At 69.6% G+C, this 17,657-nt stretch carries 18 protein-coding genes, 2 tRNA genes and 1 other RNA gene; 11 read left to right on the top strand and 10 right to left on the bottom strand.

Translation table 11 applies throughout. The features are described from left to right. On the bottom strand, nucleotides 1-2,148 hold a 2,148-nt coding region (gene ligD / locus LQV45_RS06325; protein WP_230006257.1), incomplete at its 3' end, for a non-homologous end-joining DNA ligase. A 161-nt stretch (nucleotides 2,149-2,309) separates the two neighbouring features. On the opposite strand from ligD, the gene LQV45_RS06320 reads away from it, so the two are divergent. Then, nucleotides 2,310-3,173 carry a Ku protein gene (locus tag LQV45_RS06320; protein WP_230006256.1) on the top strand — a complete coding sequence of 288 codons (864 nt, stop codon included), beginning with the start codon at nucleotides 2,310-2,312 and terminating at the stop codon, nucleotides 3,171-3,173. 9 nt (nucleotides 3,174-3,182) lie between these two features. On the opposite strand, the gene LQV45_RS06315 is transcribed toward LQV45_RS06320, so the two are convergent. The 3 genes from LQV45_RS06315 to LQV45_RS06305 form a co-directional block, all read right to left on the bottom strand. Beyond that, complete coding sequence (locus LQV45_RS06315) at nucleotides 3,183-3,941, bottom strand: DedA family protein (RefSeq protein ID WP_230006259.1); 759 nt, start codon at nucleotides 3,939-3,941, stop codon at nucleotides 3,183-3,185. A gap of 49 nt (nucleotides 3,942-3,990) precedes the next feature. Beyond that, a tRNA-Leu gene (locus tag LQV45_RS06310) sits at nucleotides 3,991-4,072 on the bottom strand. A 51-nt stretch (nucleotides 4,073-4,123) separates the two neighbouring features. Beyond that, on the bottom strand, nucleotides 4,124-5,749 hold the full coding sequence (locus tag LQV45_RS06305; protein ID WP_230006255.1) for an amidohydrolase: 1,626 nt from the start codon (nucleotides 5,747-5,749) through the stop codon (nucleotides 4,124-4,126). A 73-nt stretch (nucleotides 5,750-5,822) separates the two neighbouring features. Between LQV45_RS06305 and LQV45_RS06300 the strand changes: the two genes are divergently transcribed. Then, nucleotides 5,823-6,836, top strand: a complete 1,014-nt coding sequence (locus LQV45_RS06300) for an NADPH:quinone reductase (protein ID WP_230006254.1) — start codon at nucleotides 5,823-5,825, stop codon at nucleotides 6,834-6,836. A gap of 18 nt (nucleotides 6,837-6,854) precedes the next feature. On the opposite strand, the gene LQV45_RS06295 is transcribed toward LQV45_RS06300, so the two are convergent. Together LQV45_RS06295 and LQV45_RS06290 are read right to left on the bottom strand one after the other, a co-directional pair. Beyond that, nucleotides 6,855-7,520 carry a DUF1275 family protein gene (locus LQV45_RS06295; protein ID WP_230006253.1) on the bottom strand — a complete coding sequence of 222 codons (666 nt, stop codon included), beginning with the start codon at nucleotides 7,518-7,520 and terminating at the stop codon, nucleotides 6,855-6,857. A 116-nt stretch (nucleotides 7,521-7,636) separates the two neighbouring features. Beyond that, complete coding sequence (locus LQV45_RS06290) at nucleotides 7,637-8,857, bottom strand: MFS transporter (protein ID WP_230006258.1); 1,221 nt, start codon at nucleotides 8,855-8,857, stop codon at nucleotides 7,637-7,639. A 71-nt stretch (nucleotides 8,858-8,928) separates the two neighbouring features. Here LQV45_RS06290 and prfB point away from each other — a divergent pair, with 71 nt between their 5' ends. From prfB to smpB, 4 genes are all read left to right on the top strand, one after another. Further along, entirely contained in the window at nucleotides 8,929-10,041 is a 1,113-nt protein-coding gene (gene prfB / locus LQV45_RS06285) for a peptide chain release factor 2 (RefSeq protein WP_138175107.1), read from the top strand. Between the two features lie 102 nt (nucleotides 10,042-10,143). Next, complete coding sequence (ftsE, locus tag LQV45_RS06280; protein WP_230006252.1) at nucleotides 10,144-11,145, top strand: cell division ATP-binding protein FtsE; 1,002 nt, start codon at nucleotides 10,144-10,146, stop codon at nucleotides 11,143-11,145. Further along, nucleotides 11,142-12,059 (top strand): permease-like cell division protein FtsX, encoded by a 918-nt coding sequence (ftsX, locus tag LQV45_RS06275; RefSeq protein WP_230006251.1) that lies wholly within the window; start codon nucleotides 11,142-11,144, stop codon nucleotides 12,057-12,059. The genes ftsE and ftsX overlap by 4 nt, the downstream gene beginning before the upstream one ends. Nucleotides 12,060-12,110: 51 nt before the next feature. Beyond that, nucleotides 12,111-12,587 carry an SsrA-binding protein SmpB gene (gene smpB, locus LQV45_RS06270; RefSeq protein ID WP_138175101.1) on the top strand — a complete coding sequence of 159 codons (477 nt, stop codon included), beginning with the start codon at nucleotides 12,111-12,113 and terminating at the stop codon, nucleotides 12,585-12,587. A 45-nt stretch (nucleotides 12,588-12,632) separates the two neighbouring features. Here the strand turns inward: smpB and LQV45_RS06265 are convergent, their stop codons facing one another. Beyond that, complete coding sequence (locus tag LQV45_RS06265; RefSeq protein ID WP_230006250.1) at nucleotides 12,633-13,286, bottom strand: SIMPL domain-containing protein; 654 nt, start codon at nucleotides 13,284-13,286, stop codon at nucleotides 12,633-12,635. Nucleotides 13,287-13,417: 131 nt separating this feature from the next. Between LQV45_RS06265 and ssrA the strand changes: the two genes are divergently transcribed. Beyond that, nucleotides 13,418-13,787: a transfer-messenger RNA gene (gene ssrA / locus LQV45_RS06260) on the top strand. Nucleotides 13,788-13,845: 58 nt separating this feature from the next. On the opposite strand, the gene LQV45_RS06255 is transcribed toward ssrA, so the two are convergent. Further along, nucleotides 13,846-14,385 (bottom strand): YaeQ family protein, encoded by a 540-nt coding sequence (locus tag LQV45_RS06255; RefSeq protein ID WP_230006249.1) that lies wholly within the window; start codon nucleotides 14,383-14,385, stop codon nucleotides 13,846-13,848. A gap of 60 nt (nucleotides 14,386-14,445) precedes the next feature. Here LQV45_RS06255 and LQV45_RS06250 point away from each other — a divergent pair, with 60 nt between their 5' ends. Continuing rightward, on the top strand, nucleotides 14,446-14,703 hold the full coding sequence (locus LQV45_RS06250) for a hypothetical protein (RefSeq protein ID WP_230006248.1): 258 nt from the start codon (nucleotides 14,446-14,448) through the stop codon (nucleotides 14,701-14,703). Here the strand turns inward: LQV45_RS06250 and LQV45_RS06245 are convergent. Both LQV45_RS06245 and LQV45_RS06240 read right to left on the bottom strand, forming a co-directional pair. Next, nucleotides 14,694-15,275 (bottom strand): hypothetical protein, encoded by a 582-nt coding sequence (locus LQV45_RS06245; RefSeq protein ID WP_230006247.1) that lies wholly within the window; start codon nucleotides 15,273-15,275, stop codon nucleotides 14,694-14,696. The two genes, LQV45_RS06250 and LQV45_RS06245, sit on opposite strands and share 10 nt — an antisense overlap. Next, nucleotides 15,272-16,096: an inositol monophosphatase family protein gene (locus LQV45_RS06240; protein WP_230006246.1), complete on the bottom strand. Its 825-nt coding sequence runs from the start codon at nucleotides 16,094-16,096 to the stop codon at nucleotides 15,272-15,274. The genes LQV45_RS06245 and LQV45_RS06240 overlap by 4 nt, the downstream gene beginning before the upstream one ends. 102 nt (nucleotides 16,097-16,198) lie before the next feature. Here LQV45_RS06240 and LQV45_RS06235 point away from each other — a divergent pair. The 3 genes from LQV45_RS06235 to LQV45_RS06225 form a co-directional block, all read left to right on the top strand. Next, nucleotides 16,199-16,274 (top strand) — tRNA-Lys (locus LQV45_RS06235). Between the two features lie 89 nt (nucleotides 16,275-16,363). Continuing rightward, on the top strand, nucleotides 16,364-16,885 hold the full coding sequence (locus LQV45_RS06230; RefSeq protein WP_230006245.1) for an NUDIX domain-containing protein: 522 nt from the start codon (nucleotides 16,364-16,366) through the stop codon (nucleotides 16,883-16,885). Further along, a partial coding sequence (locus tag LQV45_RS06225; RefSeq protein WP_230006244.1) for an alpha/beta fold hydrolase occupies nucleotides 16,882-17,657 on the top strand: 776 nt, incomplete at its 3' end. The genes LQV45_RS06230 and LQV45_RS06225, both read left to right, overlap by 4 nt.

Raw genomic sequence — 17,657 nt, 5'->3', positions numbered from 1 at the left:
CACCCCCACCAGGAGCGAACCGATCGTTCCCGATCGGTTGCCCTTCCCGGGCCGGATGCCGCCGATGACGACCTCCTGGGTGCGGGAGTGCTTGATCTTCAGCCACCGGTCGGATCGCTCACCGCCCCGGTAGGGGGAGCCGGGGTCCTTGACGACGATGCCCTCGAGGCCGAATCGTCCGCTCGTCGTCAGTGCGGCCTCGACGTCGTCGAACACCGGCGGCACGACGACGGCGGGCGTCGCCGTGCGGGCGAGGTCTTCGAGGATGTCGCGGCGCTCCGCGAGCAGCAGATCGGTGACGTCGCGACCGCCCGCTTCGAGGACGTCGAAGAGGTACAGGTGTACGGGGGTGCGAGCGGCCTCGCGGGCGATCTCGGCGGGCCGGGTGAGGTTCATCCGCTTCTGCAGCAGGGGAAAACTCGGACGCCCGGCAGAGTCCACGGCGACGATCTCGCCGTCGACGATCGCGGGGGTGGGCCCGAGCCCGAGGTCGACGGCGGTCAGCTCGGGGTACGCGTCCGTGAGGTCGTTGCCGTTGCGGGAGCGCAACCGGAGGCGTTCGCCGTCCCACAGCCCGATTCCCCGGATGCCGTCCCACTTCATCTCCACCCACTCCCGGCCCCAGCGACGGGCCGCGGCCCGCGCCAGACCCTCCGTCACGGCGGTCGCGAGCATCGGGCGGAGGTCGGCCGCGACGGGCGCGGCGGACGCGTCGAGCTCGCGCGGCGGAGCGGGCGAGGGGTCGTCGCGGGGGATCACGACCGCACCGTCGGCCTGGGGTCGGCCGTCGGCATCCGTCTTCATCCGGTGCAGGAGCCACTGAGATTTCTCGCCCGCGCCCTCGGTGCGGATCAGGGCCAGGCGGACACGCCCGAGCGGACCGTCCGGGCGGCCCTCCAGGGTGGCGATGACCTCGTCGTCGCGCCACTTCTCGAGCTCGTACCGACCGGTGTCCCAGACGGTCATGGTGCCGGCCCCGTACTGTCCTCGAGGGATCTCGCCCGCGAAATCGAGGTACTGCATCGGGTGGTCCTCGGTCATGACGGCCAGGCTGTTCCGCTCCGAGGTGGCCGGCACGCCCTTGGGGACGGCCCAACTGACGAGCACCCCGTCGCGCTCGAGTCGCAGGTCCCAGTGCAGGCGCGAGGCGTGGTGCTCCTGGATGACGAATCGCGGCAGACCCTCGTCGCCGGTGGCGGCGTGCGCTGCTGCCGGTACCGGTTCGGGCGTGCGTCCCGCCGTGCGCTTGGTGATGTACGCGCGCAGGGGTCCGTCGAGGGGATCGATGCGGGCGAGCGGGTCGTCAGCGCGCTCGAGGACCTCGTGGAAGAGCAGGTGGCGGAGCCCCGGATCGTCGAGTTCGTCCCACGTGCGCGGAGCGGCCACGGTGGGCTCGGCGCGACCGCGGAGCGAGTACGGGGCGATCGTCGTCTTGGAGCCGTTGTTCTGGCTCCAATCGATCAACACCTTGCCCGGCCGCACGGCCTTGGCCATCTGGCTGACCACGAGATCCGGGTGGTCGGCTTCGATCGACCGGGCGAGCTCTTTCGCGACGGCGCTCACGGCTTCACTGGTCTGCCGGCCGTCGAGGTGCGCGTACAGGTGAATACCCTTGCTGCCGCTGGTGACCGGCATCGGGTCCAGGCCCATGTCGCGCAGGATCACGCGCGCCCATCGCGCGACCTCGGCGCATTCGAGAAGCCCGACGCCCGGACCGGGGTCGAGGTCGAGGACGAGCCGATCCGGGTTCAGTCGAGTCCCTGCGGCGTCGAACCGCCACTGCGGGACGTGCAGCTCGAGACTCGCGACTTGGGCGAGGTAGACCAGGGTCGGCACGTCCTCTACGAGCGGGTAGTCCTTGGCCCCTGACGAATGATCGATCGGATGCCGCGGCACCCACGCCGGAGCACCCGGTTCGAGCGCCTTCGCGAAGAACGGTTCCCCGGGATCCGCCTCCGTCCCCACCCCGTCGGGCCACCGCTTGCGGGTCACGGGACGAGCGCGCACGTGCGGGAGGAGTTTCGGGGCGATGCGGTTGTAGTAGTCGATGACCTCGCCCTTGGTGGTCCCCGTCTCGGGATAGAGCACTTTGTCGAGGTTCGACAGGCGCAGCCGGCGGCCCTCGATGCGCACCGTCTGCTCGGTCATCGCCCCAGCGTAGGCGGCGGTGCTCCGAGGGGGCGCACAACTCGTGCAGGCAGTGCCCGGAGGCGCCGACGCCGCCCGGTCGGCGGCGCGGTGCAGGAGTTGTGCAGCATCTCGGGCGCAACCTCTCGGCATCCGGGCCCCTTCCGGTGTTCACTGGGACCATGCGATCGATCTGGAAGGGTGCACTGACCTTCGGCCTGGTCAACGTGCCCGTGAAGGTGTACTCGGCGACCGAGGACCACGACGTTCCCCTGCACCAGGTGCACAACAAGGACGGGGGACGGATCCGCTACCAGCGGATCTGCGAGGTCGACGGCGAAGTCGTCCCCTATCAGGACATCGACCGGGCGTACGACGACGGCGAGCAGACGGTCGTCCTGACCAAGGACGATCTGGCGTCGCTCCCCAGCGAACGCAGCCGCGAGATCGAGGTGGTGGAATTCGTTCCCAGCGACCAGGTCGATCTGCTCACGCTCGACAAGGCGTACTACCTCGAACCCGATTCGACGTCGCCGAAGGCCTACGTCCTGCTGCGCAAGACACTGGAGCAGACCGACCGCACCGCGATCGTGCGGTTCTCGCTCCGGCAGAAGACGCGGCTCGCGGCGCTGCGTACGCGCGGCGACGTGCTCGTGCTCCAAACGCTGCTCTGGGCCGACGAAGTGCGCGAGGCCGCCTTCCCGGCGCTCGACGACGATGTGCGCATCTCGGCGAAAGAGCTGGAGATGTCGGCCTCGCTCGTCGAGAGCTTCTCGAAGGACTTCGATGCCGAGGAATTCGGTGATGAGTATCAGCGAGAGCTGCGCACGTTGATCGACGCGAAGCTCGAGCAGGGCGACGCGATCGATACCGCGGCGACATTCGGCGAGCAGGATGCCGACGACGACGGCGGCGAGGTCATCGATCTGATGGAGGCACTGCGCGCCAGCGTCGAGCGCAGCCGCGCCGCGCGAGCGGGCACTGCTGACAAGGGCGAGCCGGAGAAGAAACCGGCGGCGAAGAAGAAGGCCTCGAAAGCGTCGTAGCCGCCGCGATCAGTGCGTGCGCTGGTCGCCGTCTTCGAGGGTCTTCGGGTCGAGCGTGAGGTCCTGAGCCTCGGCGTGCGACACGGATCCGTGACCCGCGGCGGCGTCGCGCTTGGCAGCGGCGCGCTCGCGGAAGTAGTGGATGCCGATGAAGATCGCCGTTCCGGCGACGGCGGCGAGCAGGATCACGTCGATGTACTCGGTGACGATGTCGCGCACGAAGGGGATGTAGCCCACGGCATAGCCGAGCATCGTGAGGCCGATGCCCCAGATGATCGCGCCGATGAGGTTGTAGAGCGTGTAGCGGCGCCACGGCATGTGCCCGACACCGGCGGCGATGGGCGCGAACGTGCGCACCACGGGAACGAAGCGGGCGAGGATGACGGTGATCCCGCCGAAACGCTCGAAGAACGCGTTCGTACGTTCGACGTTCTTGCGGCTGAAGATCCCGGACTCTTTGCGTTCGAAGATCGATGGTCCGGCCTTGTGGCCGATGAAGTAGCCGACCTCGCCGCCGATGAAGGCCGCGACTCCGATGGCCAGGGCGACGAACCAGGCGTTGATGCCGAAGACGCCGTTCGGGGCGGCGGTGGTGGAGTGCGAGAGCAGTCCCGCCATGATCAGCAGGGTGTCTCCCGGCAGGAGGAAGCCGATCAGCAGGCCGGTCTCGGCGAAGATGATGAAGCAGACCACCAGCAGCGCCCAGGGCTGGGAATTGGTGATGATCGCCGCCGGGTCGAGCCACGGGAGCAGAGCAGTGGGGTGGATCACATCGGTCCCGTCGGGTCGGAAGAACGCTGGTGCGGAGGAGAATCCGTGCGGAAGGGGGGACTTGAACCCCCACGCCCGAAGGCACAGGAACCTAAATCCTGCGTGTCTGCCGGTTTCACCACTCCCGCGAGTGCCCTCATTCTATGGGCGCGCGGTCACGGCTCTATGTGAAGCTGCCGTCAAGACGCGATGACGGCACCCTCGAGGACGGTCATGGCGGTGCGGGTCTCGTGGAGAGCCTCCGCCGGACCGGCGAAGGGATCGCGGTCGGCGACGGCGAGGTCGGCCCGCTCTCCGACGCGCAGGAGGCCGGTGCCGACTCCGAGGAGGGTCGCGGAGCCGCGCGTGTAGGCGTCGATCGCGTCCCGGAGGGGCAGCGACTCCTCGGGGCCGAGGGGTTCGGCATCCGGCTCACCCGGTGGGCGACGCGTGACGGCGACGTGGATGCCCTGCCAGGGGTCGAACGTGGAGACGGGCCAGTCCGATCCCATCGCGAGAGCCGCCCCGCTGCGGGCGAGGGACCCGAAGACGTACAGCTCATGGCGGCGTTCCGGCCCGATGAGCGGAAGCGTGCTCTGCCGCGCGAGGGCGGTGGCACATGCCCAGAACGGCTGCGCATTGGCTGTCACCCCGAGCGCGGCGAACCGCGGGACGTCGTCCGCATCGATGAGCTGGATGTGCGCGATGTGGTTGCGCACCGCGCGCCGCACGGCGTCGGGAACAGCCGCGAACGCGTCGAGGGCGTCGCGCACCGCCGCGTCGCCGATCGCGTGAACGTGCACCGCGATCCCGGCCGCGTTCAGCGCCGCGACGAGGCGCGTCGCGAGCTCCGCAGGGAAGTACGACCGCCCCCGATCGTCGAACCCGCAATACGGTTCGAGCAGGTGCGCGGTGCGTGTCTCGACGATCCCGTCGAGCATGAGCTTGGCGGTACCGCTGGGAAGCCCCGCCGCGGTCAGCTCCGCCGCGCGCGCGACGGTGTCGGCGACGAACGCGTCGACTCCGTCTTCCGTGAGGTCGCGGGGTACCCACAGTGCACCGGTGGCGCGGCCCGCGAGGTCGCCGCTGCGCAGCAGGTGGAGATAGGCGTCGCTGAAGTCGGGGAACCCGCCGTAGGCGCCCAGGGCCGCCTCCTGCCACCCCGTGATCCCCGCGGCGAGCAGCTGGCGCGACAGACGGAGGATGCCGCGCGCGATGTCCTCGGTCGGAGGTTCGGGGAGCAGCCGCGCGACCGCCTGCACCGCCCCGTCGCGGAGCGTGCCGGTGGGTGTGCCCGCGACGTCGCGTTCGATGCGTCCGTCGGACGGATCGGCGGTGCGCGCGTCGATGCCGGCCAGCGCGAGCGCGGCACTGCTCGCCCACGCCGCGTGATGGTCGGCATCCAGGAGAAGCGCTGGACGATCTCCGACGAGGACGTCGAGGTGGGCCGCCCGGGGGCCGTCGCCGGGGAAGAGCGTCGGATCCCAGCCGCCGCCGACCACCCAGTCGCCGGGATGGGCGGACGCGAAGCGGCGGATGCGCGCGTCGATCTCGTCCAGTGACGCGGCGCCCGCGAGGTCGCAGCGCAGGGCGTCCACCGCCCCGACGCCGAGGTGGACGTGCGCGTCGACGAACCCGGGCGTGACGAGTCCACCCGCGGCGTCGATCTCTTCGACGCCCGGGCCGACCGCGTCTCGCACGTCAGCGAGGTCGCCGATCGCGACGATCGTGCCTTCTCGGATGCCGATCGCCGCACGGTCCCGCGCGGGATCGGGCGCGATGTCGGGCAGGAACGGGACGCCGTCGGCGATCACGAGAGAGGACATTCCTCCAGTGTGCCGATTCCCGGGCGCACACGCCGCGGGAATGCGGGGCGCCCGCGGGAACTTGGGACTTCGTATGAAGGCGATCGTGTACAGCACCCCCGGTGACTCCTCCGTCCTCTCGCTCGTGGAGCGGGAGGTCCCCGAACCCGCGGCGGGTGAGGTGCGCGTGCGCATCGCCGTCTCGGGCGTGAACCCGACCGGCTGGAAGGCGCGGGCCTCGGTCGGCCGGCCGCTCGTCGCCGACGAAGTCACGCCGAATCAGGACGGTGCCGGCACGGTGGATGCCGTCGGCGACGGTGTGGACGACCTGGCCGTGGGGGATCGCGTGTGGGTCTACCTCGCCGCGCACCAGCGTCCGACCGGGACCGCAGCGGAGTACGCCGTGATCCCGGCCTCGCGCGCCGTGCCGCTGCCCGAGGCTGCGTCGTTCGAGCTGGGGGCGAGCCTCGGAGTTCCCGCCATGACGGCGCATCGCGCGCTTACGGTGCACGAGTTCGGGCCCGCACGTCTCTCGCCCGGCGCACTCACCGGTCGCTCGGTTCTCGTTCAGGGAGGTGCGGGCGCGGTAGGCCACGCGGCGATCCAGCTCGCGGTGTGGGCGGGGGCGACCGTCATCGCCACCGTCAGCAGTGCCGAGAAGGAGGCTCTCGCGCGCGCGGCGGGCGCTCCTCACGTGCTGCGGTACACCGAGCCGGGCCTGGCCGACCGCGTCCGCGAGATCGCCCCCGACGGCATCGACCACGTCGTCGAGGTCGCGATCGCCGACAACGCGGGTCTCGACGTGGAGGTGCTCGCCAACCACGGCTCGATCGGCTACTACGCCGACAACGGGGGCGACACCTTCACTGCTGCCGTCCGCGAGAGCTTCGCGAAGAACGCGCGGTGGCAGGGATTGCTGCTGTACACGGTCGGTGAGGATGCCTTGGCCGCCGCGGCCGAGGACGTCTCGGCCGCTGTCGCCGACGGCGTGCTCCCGGTGGGGGAGGACGCGGGTCTTCCGCTGACGTGGTTCCCCCTGGAGGAGACCGCCGCCGCGCACGACGCCGTCGAGGCGGGCGTGACCGGGAAGGTGCTGATCCGGATCTGATCCGGATGCCGGTTCGGATCAGTGCGCTGCGCCGGACCCGCGCGTCGGGGCCGAGCCGCGGATCGCCAGGACCGCGGTGACGGCCGCGAGCACGGCGGCGGCGATCGCGAGGGCGAGCGGGCTGCCCCACCGGTGTGCGACCGCTCCGACGACGGCACCCCCGACGAGCGACGACCACAGCAGCAGGGGCCGCTGCCAGGCGCGCCCCGAACCGCCGGTCATTGCGCCCGCGAGGGCGAGCCCGAGGCTGACCAGCGTCCCCGTCGAGTAGGTGATGGCCACGCGCGCCCGCCCGTCGGCGAGGAAGAGGGTGTTGAGGGCTCCCATGGCCGCGGCGAGAAGCGCCACGCGCCACAGGGTCGCCTCCCCGCCGAGGGCGAGAGCCGCGACGAGGGCGACCGACACGGTCGAGCTCCCGACGATCCACGCGCGTGGACGCGCCAGCACGGTCGAGGCCACGCCCCCGACGACGACGCCGGCGACGAAGGAGGCGATGATCCCCGCGGAGGCGAGGGCGATCCCGGCCGCCGGACCGAGCACCTCCACGGCCGCCTGGGTGGAGTTGCCGCTCATGAACGAGACGAACAGTCCACCGGTATCCAGGAACCCGATGGCATCCACGTATCCGGCGACTCCGGCGAGGGCGGCCGAGATCGCGAGGGCCCCGCGATCGACGTCCTTCACGTGGTGTTCTCCTCGGCGCGCGCTCGGGTGGTTCGGCTTCATCGTGGAGTGTGAACGCTCGGCGGGCAAATCGGCACCGTCACGCGGTCCGCGTCAGGAAACACCCGCTCCCGGTTTCACCGGGTTCGAGGCACGTACCTCGGCACCCACCGCACGAAGCCGACCGCGCCCAGCGCGGCGACGACCCCCATCGCTCCCACGGCCACCGGCAACGACACCGCCGCCGTCAGGGCAGAGATGATCAGGGGAGCGATCGCGCCACCGGCATCCGTGAGCGTGCGCCACGACCCCAGGAACGCCGCCGGCTCGGCGGGGGGTGCGATGTCGGCACCGAGGGTGAGCAGGATGCCGCTGGAGAGACCGTTGCCGACGCCCAGTACCGCCGCGAACATCGCGAACCACATCGCCGCGCTGTCCAGCTCGTGCGTGAACGACAGGGCGAAGAAGCCCGCGCCCATGAGGACCATCGCCGGTAGCGCCGCCCACAGGCGCCCGAAGCGGTCCATCACCTGCCCACTGGCATAGAACAGCGCGAAATCGATCGCCCCCGAGACACCGACGACCAGCGCGATCGTCGGGGCATCCAAGCCCAGCGACACACCCCACAGCGGAAGGACGACCTGCCGGGCGGATCGCACCGCCGAGAGCGACGCGGCGGCGAGCCCGAGCCGCGCGAGCACCCCGCGGAAGCGCCACATCGTGCGGAACACCCCCGTCCGCTCGACCGCCGGGATCGAACCGGTGACGGGTTCGCCGGTGTCCTCGGCATCCGGTCCGGCCTCCGCGGGCGACGCGGCGGCGACGGCCCGTTCGGGATCCGGTCCCAGGAACACGAGCAGAATCGTGGCGACCTGGCACACCGCGAAGAACGCGATCGAGGCCGACTCATCGCCGAAGATGCCCAAGAGCGCGGCCGAGATGAACGGCCCCACGAACATCCCGAGCCGGAACGTCCCGCCCAGGAGTGAGAGCGCCCGCGCGCGGAAGTGCAGCGGCACGCGCGTCGTCATGAACGAATGACGGGCCAGAGCGAAGGATGCCGCGCAGAACCCGATGAGGAACACCGCCGCCGCGAAGATCGCGAGCGAGTCGGCGAGGACCACCCCCACGAGCCCGGCGAGGATGACGATGCCTGCAACGCCCATCGTGATGCGCTCGCCGAAGCGCGCCACCGCCCACCCGGCGGGGATGTTCCCGCACAGCTGGCCGACGACGAGTGCCGCGGCGATGAGCGCCGCCACGGCGACGTCGGCGCCCAGGCGCGTGGCGATCACCGGGATGAGGGGGATCACCGCGCCCTCACCGAGGGCGAACAGCAGCGTGGGGCCGTAGATCATGGGCGCGAAGCGCACCAGCACGTTCCGGGGAGAGTCGGCTGTCACCGTCTCCACGATAGGCTTGATCTCAAATGCTCGAACTCGATTTGACCGCCGACATTCAGGCGCTGCGCTCGACCTTCGCCGATATCCAGGCCGTGGTCGACGTCGACGCACTCACCGCCGACATCGAACGCCTGAGCGAAGAGGCCGGTGCTCCCGACCTGTGGGACGACGTCGACAACGCTCAGAAGATCACGAGTCGTCTCAGTCACCGTCAGGCGGAGCTCAAGCGGATCACCGAGATCGAGCAGCGTCTCGACGACCTCGAGGTGCTCGTGGGCCTCGCGATCGAGATGGATGACGAGGACTCGGCCGAGGAGTCTCGCAAGGAGCTCGCGTCTCTTCGCGACGTCATCGGCCAGCTCGAGGTGCAGACGCTCCTCGACGGCGAGTACGACGCCCGCTCGGCCGTCGTCACGATCCGCTCGGGTGCCGGTGGCGATGACGCCACCGACTTCGCCGAGATGCTCCTGCGCATGTACCTGCGCTGGGCCGAGCGTCACAAGTACCCGGTCAAGGTGATGGACACCTCGTACGCCGAGGGCGCGGGCATCAAGTCCGCCACCTTCGAGATCGACGTGCCCTACGCGTACGGCACGCTCTCGGTCGAGGCCGGTACGCACCGCCTCGCGCGCATCAGCCCGTTCGGCGGCGCCGACAAGCGTCAGACGAGCTTCGCCGCCGTCGAGGTCATCCCCGTGATGGAAGAAGCCGTCGAGGTCGAGGTGCCGGAGGGCGACATCCGCGTCGACGTCTTCCGTTCGTCGGGCCCCGGTGGGCAGTCGGTCAACACGACGGACTCCGCGGTGCGCATCACCCACCTGCCCACGGGACTCGTCGTGTCGATGCAGAACGAGAAGTCCCAGATCCAGAACCGCGCCGCCGCCATGCGCGTGCTCCAGACTCGACTGCTGCTGCTCAAGCGCGAAGAGGAAGCGGCGAAGAAGAAAGAGCTCGCGGGCACGATCACCGCCAGCTGGGGCGACCAGATGCGCTCCTACTTCCTCTACGGTCAGCAGCTCGTGAAAGACCTCCGTACGGGCTACGAGGTCGGCAACCCCGCGGTCGTCTTCGACGGTGACCTCGACGGGCTCATCGCGGCGGGAATCCGCTGGCGCAAGCGCAAGGACGACGACGACTGATCCCGGATGCCGCACCTCGCGGCATCCATAGGACTCTCCCGGTTTCGCGACCCGGCGAGTCCTCTCGGGCGGAACCGCTCGCGCGCTTAGGCTCGTCGAGCCATGATCCGGTTCGAGAACGTCACCAAGAGGTATCGCGGCACCACGAGGCCGGCGCTCAGCGCCGTCGATTTCGAGGTGCAGCGCGGAGAGTTCGTCTTCCTCGTCGGGGCCTCCGGCTCCGGCAAGTCGTCGTGCCTGCAGCTGATCCTGCGGGCCGAGACACCCAGCGAGGGGCGTGTCGTCGTGCTCGGTCGCGATCTGCGCACCCTGTCCAACCGGAAGGTGCCGTACTTCCGCCGGCACATCGGGTCGGTCTTCCAGGATTTCCGTCTGCTGCCCAACAAGACGGTGCACCAGAACGTGGCCTTCACTCTGCAGGTCACCGGCGCCTCGCGCGGCTTCATCCAGCAGGCAGTGCCCGAGGTCCTCGCTCTCGTCGGCCTCGACGGCAAGGAGAAGCGTCTGCCGCACGAGCTCTCCGGCGGTGAGCAGCAGCGTGTCGCGATCGCCCGTGCGCTGGTGAACCGCCCGCAGGTCCTGCTCGCCGACGAGCCGACCGGAAACCTCGACCCCGGCACCTCCATCGACATCATGCGGCTCCTCGCGCGCATCAACGCCGGTGGCACCACCGTCGTCATGGCCACGCACGAGGCCGGCTTCGTCGACCAGATGCAGCGTCGCGTGATCGAGCTGAAGAACGGCGAGATGGTCCGTGACGAGCGCCACGGCGGTTACGGCGACACGTCCGGTCTGCCGCGTCTCGCGCCCGAGGTCGAAAAGGGCGCGGCCGCCGTCGCCGCTCTGACCGCGGTGCTCGAGGTCCAGCGCGAAGTGGCCCACATCACCGGTTCGGTGGAGCCGCTGAACCCGGCCGACATCGCGCGCGCCGAGTCGAGGGAGAGCGAAGCCCCGTCCGCGACGGCCGAGGCTTCCCGTGAGCCGGGTACGCACACGCGGTCGATCCCGGTGACCACGCCCGACGTCGAGGCTCTCGGCCTCGCCGACCGCCTCGGACTGGGCGACAAGAACGACCGCGCCGACGAAGTAGGACCCACGTCATGAGATTCGGTCTCATCCTCTCCGAGGCCTTCAGCGGGCTTCGCCGCAACGCCTCGATGGTCATCTCGGTGATCCTCGTCACTTTCGTCTCGCTGACCTTCGTCGGCGCCGCGATGCTCATGCAGATGCAGATCGGCAAGATGCAGTCGTACTGGGCGGACCGCGCCCAGGTCGCGGTGTTCATGTGCGCGACCGTGTCGGACACGCCCTCCTGCACCACCGGCCAAGCGGCGAGCCAGGAGCAGATCGATCAGGTGCGCGCCACGCTCGACGGCCCGGCGCTCGCGCCGCTGATCCGCAACTACACCTTCTCCACGAGCGACCAGGTGTTCGAGAACGCGAAGTCTCTGCTCTCGGACGACATCGCCGGCGTTGTCACGGCCGACCAGTTCAACGCGACCTTCAGCATCAACCTGGTCGACCAGCGGCAATCGGATGTCATCTCCGAGGCGTTCAGCAACCAGGCGGGCGTCGAAGAAGTCACCAACCAGATGCAGTACCTGGAGCCTCTTTTCCAAACGCTCACGGTGGCGACCTACGTCGCCGTCGGAATCGCGGGGCTCATGCTCATCGCGGCCGTCCTGCTCATCGCGACGACGATCCGCCTGTCGGCGTTCGCCCGCCGTCGAGAGCTGGGGATCATGCGACTGGTGGGCGCGTCGAACCGGTTCATCCAGACACCGTTCGTCCTCGAGGGCGTGTTGGCGGCGTTGATCGGTTCGGCCCTGGCGAGCGTCGCCGTGTGGGCGATGGTGGGCGTCGGTGTCAACCAATACCTGCGCGATCGCGTGAGCTTCATCACCTCGTGGGTGGGTGTCGGAGACGTCGCGATCGTCGTACCGGTCATCATCGTCATCGGTGTGCTGCTGGCCGCGTTGAGCGCGAGCTTCGCGATCCGACGCTGGCTGCGCGCCTGATCGCGTAGACTGATGGGCTCTGTGTGCCCATGATCATGAGGAGGTGGCACCATGCCTCGTGAGCAGGGTGAGAAGCTCATCGCGTCGAACAAGAAGGCGCGCCACGACTACGCCATCGAGAAGACGTACGAAGCCGGACTAGTGCTCACGGGCACCGAGGTGAAATCGCTGCGCCAAGGGCGAGCGAACCTCACCGACGGCTACGCGTACATCGACGGCGGGCAGGCGTATCTCGACGCCGTCCACATCCCCGAGTACTCGCAGGGGCATTGGACCAACCACTCCGCCAAGCGCACCCGCAAGCTGCTGCTCCATAAGGAAGAGATCATCAAGCTCTCCCACGCGGTGGCGGCCGGGGGATACACGCTCGTGCCGCTGCGGCTGTACTTCCTCGACGGCCGTGCCAAGGTCGAGATCGCTGTCGCGAAGGGCAAGCGCGAGTTCGAGAAGCGCCAGACGATCCGGGAGCGCGAAGACAAGCGCGAGGCCGAGCGCGCGATGCGGACGAAGAACCGCTTGGGCGACTGACCCAGAACTCGCTGATGAAAGGTCAGCCCGTGCGCAAACTGAGCCTCACTCGGCGCGGAAACGCCCCTCGACGACGGCGCTCACGACGATCTCGGGTGGCTGCAGGCTGAACGAGGGCCCGGCATCCGCCATGGCCATCATGCGCGCTCCCTTGAAGGCGGTCGCGTCCGGGCGCACCTCGAGCAGTCCCGCGTCGGCGATCTCGACGGCAGTGACGGATGCCAGCCCCAGCGCGTCCGCATACGCCGTGGCGCGCTCGACGGCGACGTGGACCGCGTCGGAGGCGACCTCTCCCTCCACGCGGACGCGCGTCGCGCGCGACAGCCGCCAGTCGACGGCCGTGACCTGCACGTCGTCGGATTCGGTCACGTCGCCGAGCCACCACGACAGCGCCCCGGCGTCGGTGAACGTGGCCGAGAGCTCGACGCTCGCGTGGTGCACGAGGGGGAGTTGCGCGCCCTCGTTGTTCCACGGTCGGTCCGACCAGACCGAGACGCGGGCGCTCGACCACTCCGACACCTCACCGGACCGCAAGTGTGCGACGAGGCCGTCCTGCACGGATGCCGCCCGCTCCTGCGCCCGCTCGACCACGGGCCCGCGAGACGGGCCGTCCGTCGACACGGTCACCCGCACGGCGGCTTCCTCTGCGCGCACGCGGGTCTCGCTCTCGCCCCGGACGGTGATGATGACGTGGCTCATGCGGGGAGCCTACGCGAGCGCGGGGGAATGGCCCAGGATACGGATCCGTTGTAGACTGTGATGCTCGGGTGTCTCGGCATCCGGTTGGTAAGTCAACAGTGTGACGATGGTCGCTCCTTTACGGAGTTCCCGGGGCTGATCGGTTTCGACAGCGCCTGCGAACCCGCGAGAAGCGGGCCGAGGATGTGGGGTTATCTCGTAAACGCTCCCTGCAAAACTATAAGTGCCGAAACCAAGCGCACTGACTTCGCCCTCGCTGCGTAAGCGAGCCCGATAGTCCGTCAGACCGTGTGTGACCCCGCCACGGATTCTGGCGTCATTTAGGGGTCTTGCTGTGTGACGGCGTCCGGACGTCACGCGGGACTTTTCCCGGACTGGGCCTGTCGACTTAGGTGTCTGTGACAAAGGTCGGGGCCGAGCAGAACGTCTGCACAGACTGCGCCCGGAGAAAACGCGGAGACCCAGCGTTGGACGGGGGTTCGATTCCCCCCAGCTCCACGAACCATCGTCCCTGTCGAAAAGACCCCCGTTCGCGATTGCGAGCGGGGGTCTTCTCGTTTCAGGATGCCGAGCGGGTATGCACGTCGCTCTCGCCCGAGGCGTCGTTGAGTTCGAGGTACACACGGTTCTCGGTTCGGGTGAGGGTCGCGGTGTTGCGGCGTTCGATCGCGCCGGCCATCCGCTCGACGAAGCCCGCGTCGAAAGAGTGGAGCAGCACGTCCTCGCCGCGGTGGATGCGCTTGCCGGCCCAGGGTGCGGACACTCTGTCGGGGTCGCGGTGGGTGTAGATCGCGACGCGCTCGGCCTTCATGCTGCCGGTGTGGAGGCGCGCTGCATCCGGGGCTCCGACCTCGATCCAGGCGACGAGAGCGCCGGTGAGGTCGCGCACCATCACGGCCGGCTCGTCGGTCGCCGAGACGCCCTCGCTGAAGCCGATGCCCTCTTCGTATTCGAGGCAGTACGCGAGGACGCGCGTGAGCATGTACGCGTCGGTTTCGGAGGGATGCCGCGCGACGCGCAGCGGAAGTTCGTCGTAGACGCCGCGGTCCACGTCGGAGAGCTGCACCGTGAAGGTGTGAATGGTCGCGCCGATAGCCACGACGACCGAGCCTACGTCACGCGCTTGCCCGCGACCGTGCGGGCGACCTAGCGTCGGAGCATGTCCGATCCCCGCGCGCAGCGCATCGATGTCGGCCCCTTCCAGCTGGATCCGGATGCCGAGTCCCCGACGTGGACGGCGACCGGCTCCCGCGCGCCGGACGGTGCGGTGTCGGGCGGGTGGAGCGACTGGGTCGCGTTCGCTCAGCGGGTGCTGCAGGTCGACGGTCTCTGGCGCGACCGCGAGGCGCGCGGGGACGCGTGGGACCAGGGCCACGCCGCCTCGGGCGAGCCCGACGCGGTGAACCCCTACCGCTGAGTGGGCGGCCAGTCGATCAGGACGAGACTCTGCTTCGTGTCGGCGACCTTCACCCAGCCGTCGCCGAAGAGGTAGGTGATGCCGTAGCCGTCGGCCCCGCGTCCGCCGAGCCACTCGGGGTTCTCGGTGACGTAGACCTCGCCGTTCGAGCCCTCTTCGCGCTTCCAGCCGGAGCCGACCAGATCGTTCTGCGCCTTCTCGGCCGCGGACTCGTCGATCGGCGCCCAGCCGAACATCTGCACACGATCAGCCGTTGCCGACCCGTCGCTCCACTTGCACAGGATGCCGTCACGCACCTCGGTCGCCCCGATGCGGAACGTCTCGGACTGTGCGGTCCAGCCGAGGCTGCGGAAGTCGGTGGCCGTGGAGCGCAGGATGATCGTCTCGCACGTGGGATCGGCGGCCTCGGCGTCACCGTCGACGGTCGGCGAGGGGTCGGGGGTCGTCGGTGGGGCCGTGTCGGCCGGAGCGGCGGTGGCGGCCGGGGACGGTGCCGTGTTCGGCGCGCACGCGCTCAGCGCCCCGGCGACGAGCAGGGATGCCGCGACCGTGGCGATGCGCGTGACCTTCACTCGGCATCCTCGTCGTGCAGGAAGGCGAGGAACGCGTCGTGCAGCGTGCCGTTGGTCGCGAGGGAGGACTCGGCGTCGAGGCGATCGGAGCCGTCGAAGGCGCTGAAGCGTCCGCCGGCCTCCCGGACGATCGGGGCGATGGCGGCGATGTCGTACTCCTTCACCCCGAACTCGGCGACGAGTTCGAGGCGTCCCTCGGCGAGCCACATGTAGGGCAGGGCGTCGCCGTAGCCGCGGTCGCGCCACACCGCGCGGGTGAGGCGCTCCAGCGTCGGCACGAGATCGACGTCGTCCCACTGCTCGATGCTCTGGAAGCTGATGCTCGCGTGCGCGATGTCGTCGACGTCGGACACATGGATGCGACGCGGCTCGCCGTCGCGGCCGTTGGTCCATGCTCCGTTCCCCGTCGCGGCCCACCACCGGCGGCCGAGCGCCGGCTGGCTCACCACGCCGACCTGAGGAACGCCGTCGACGCTGAGCGCGATGAGCGTCGCCCACACCGGGATCCCGCGCATGTAGTTGTGCGTCCCGTCGATCGGGTCGATGACCCAGCGGCGGGCGGTGTCTCCCGACGTTCCGTACTCTTCGCCGAGAATGGCATCACCCGGACGCTCGGCATCCAGGATTTCGCGGATCGCCCGTTCGGTCGCGAGATCGGCTTCGGTGACGTGCGTGCGGTCGGGTTTGGTGTCGATCCGCAGGTCGGCCGCGTCAAAGCGTGCCATGGCGACCGCGTCGGCGGCATCGGCCAGACGCAGCGCCAACTCGAGGTCGTCACGGAGGGATGCCGAGGACGAGAGGGACTCATCGATGGGAGACACGGCTCCAGGATAGACGGCGTCCCCGGCCCGATTTGGTGCGCCCGCGTCACGCCTGGTAACGTAATCCCTCGGTTCGGAACGCAGTTTCCGGGCCAACAGAACGCACCTCTAGCTCAATCGGCAGAGCAACTGACTCTTAATCAGTGGGTTCTGGGTTCAAGTCCCAGGGGGTGCACCACACAGGCCCTCACCCTCACGGGTGGGGGCCTTTTCGTCGTCGCGGGGTGTCGCGGGTTGTCTCCGCGGTGCCGACGCGAGGATGGCGGCATGGCCGACGACGAGATGTGGGACGTCACCGACGTCCAGGGCACGCCCACCGGAACGCTCCACCGACGCGGCGACGGGCCGGTCCCGGCCGGGGCGTTTCACGTCGTGGCATCCGTGTGCGTGGTGGCATCCACGGGGCGGGTGCTCGTGAGCCTCCGCGCCGAAGGGAAGGACTATCCGCTGGCGTGGGAGTTCCCAGCAGGAAGCGCGCTGCGCGGCGAATCGAGTCGCCGCGGAGCGATCCGCGAACTCGACGAAGAGGTCGGATTTTCCGTCCTTCCGGACGATCTTGCGCTCGTGGGCCGCGTCGTCGAGGACCGCGCGCTGTTCGACCTATGGATCACGCGTGTCGAGGGGGAACCCGCACCGACCGTGGACCCCGAAGAAGTCCAGGAGGCCGAGTGGGTCGAGCTCGACGAGGTGCACCGCCGCTGGCAGGCCGGGATGTTCGCCGGTCCGTGGAACGCGCGCTTCGATCAGCTGTGGGACACCCTGCGCGAGCGCGTCCGGGAGTTGCGGTGACCGATCTCACCCACGAGGTCTCCGTCCCCGGGGGGACGCTGCACGTGGGGGAGTGGCATCCGGATGCCGAAGGCCTGCCGTGGCTGCTCGTGCACGGCGTCACCGCGTCGCACCTCGCGTGGTCGTGGGTCGCCGGCGATTCTTCCGACGCACGCCTGATCGCGCCGGACCTGCGCGGACGCGGGCGCAGCGCCGACGTGGATGGGCCGTTCGGGCTGGCCGCACACGCCGACGATCTCTCCGCGATCCTGGATGCCACGGGCGTCGAGCGCGCCGTGGTCGTCGGGCACTCGATGGGGGCGTTCGTCTCGGCGGTGTTCGCGGATCGGCACGCGGATCGGGTGGAGCGGGTCGTGCTCGTCGACGGTGGTCTGCCGCTCGATCTGCCGGCCGGGATGGCGCTGGTCGAGGCCATCCGCCACGTGCTCGGCCCGGTCGCCGCGCGGCTGGAGATGCGGTTCGCGGATCGCGCGGCGTATCGCGACTTCTGGTGCGCCCACCCCGCTTTCGCCGGGCGCGAGGATCCGCTGCTCGACGAGTACTTCGGCTACGACCTGGTCGGCGACGAGCCGGCGTTGCGACCCGCGACGGCCCTCGCCACCGTGGAAGTGGACTCGATCGACCAGAACACCGGCACCGACATCGCTCGTGCGCTCGACCGGATGCCGCGACCGACGGTGCTGCTCGCCGCCGAGCGCGGTCTGCGAGGCGAGGTGCCACCGCTGTACCCCGACCTGGTCCGCGTACGTCGGGAGAACCCGCTGCTGAGGGA

The organism is Microbacterium sp. Bi128 (assembly GCF_918698205.1).
This window is presented reverse-complemented; position numbering and strand designations above follow the sequence as displayed.

Coding starts and splice junctions, on each gene's coding strand:
- LQV45_RS06320 (WP_230006256.1), top strand. CDS start 2,310: ATGCGATCGATCTGGAAGGGTGCACTGACCTTCGGCCTGGTCAACGTG.
- LQV45_RS06305 (WP_230006255.1), bottom strand. CDS start 5,749: ATGTCCTCTCTCGTGATCGCCGACGGCGTCCCGTTCCTGCCCGACATC.
- LQV45_RS06300 (WP_230006254.1), top strand. CDS start 5,823: ATGAAGGCGATCGTGTACAGCACCCCCGGTGACTCCTCCGTCCTCTCG.
- LQV45_RS06290 (WP_230006258.1), bottom strand. CDS start 8,857: ATGATCTACGGCCCCACGCTGCTGTTCGCCCTCGGTGAGGGCGCGGTG.
- prfB (WP_138175107.1), top strand. CDS start 8,929: ATGCTCGAACTCGATTTGACCGCCGACATTCAGGCGCTGCGCTCGACC.
- ftsE (WP_230006252.1), top strand. CDS start 10,144: ATGATCCGGTTCGAGAACGTCACCAAGAGGTATCGCGGCACCACGAGG.
- ftsX (WP_230006251.1), top strand. CDS start 11,142: ATGAGATTCGGTCTCATCCTCTCCGAGGCCTTCAGCGGGCTTCGCCGC.
- smpB (WP_138175101.1), top strand. CDS start 12,111: ATGCCTCGTGAGCAGGGTGAGAAGCTCATCGCGTCGAACAAGAAGGCG.
- LQV45_RS06265 (WP_230006250.1), bottom strand. CDS start 13,286: ATGAGCCACGTCATCATCACCGTCCGGGGCGAGAGCGAGACCCGCGTG.
- LQV45_RS06250 (WP_230006248.1), top strand. CDS start 14,446: ATGTCCGATCCCCGCGCGCAGCGCATCGATGTCGGCCCCTTCCAGCTG.
- LQV45_RS06230 (WP_230006245.1), top strand. CDS start 16,364: ATGGCCGACGACGAGATGTGGGACGTCACCGACGTCCAGGGCACGCCC.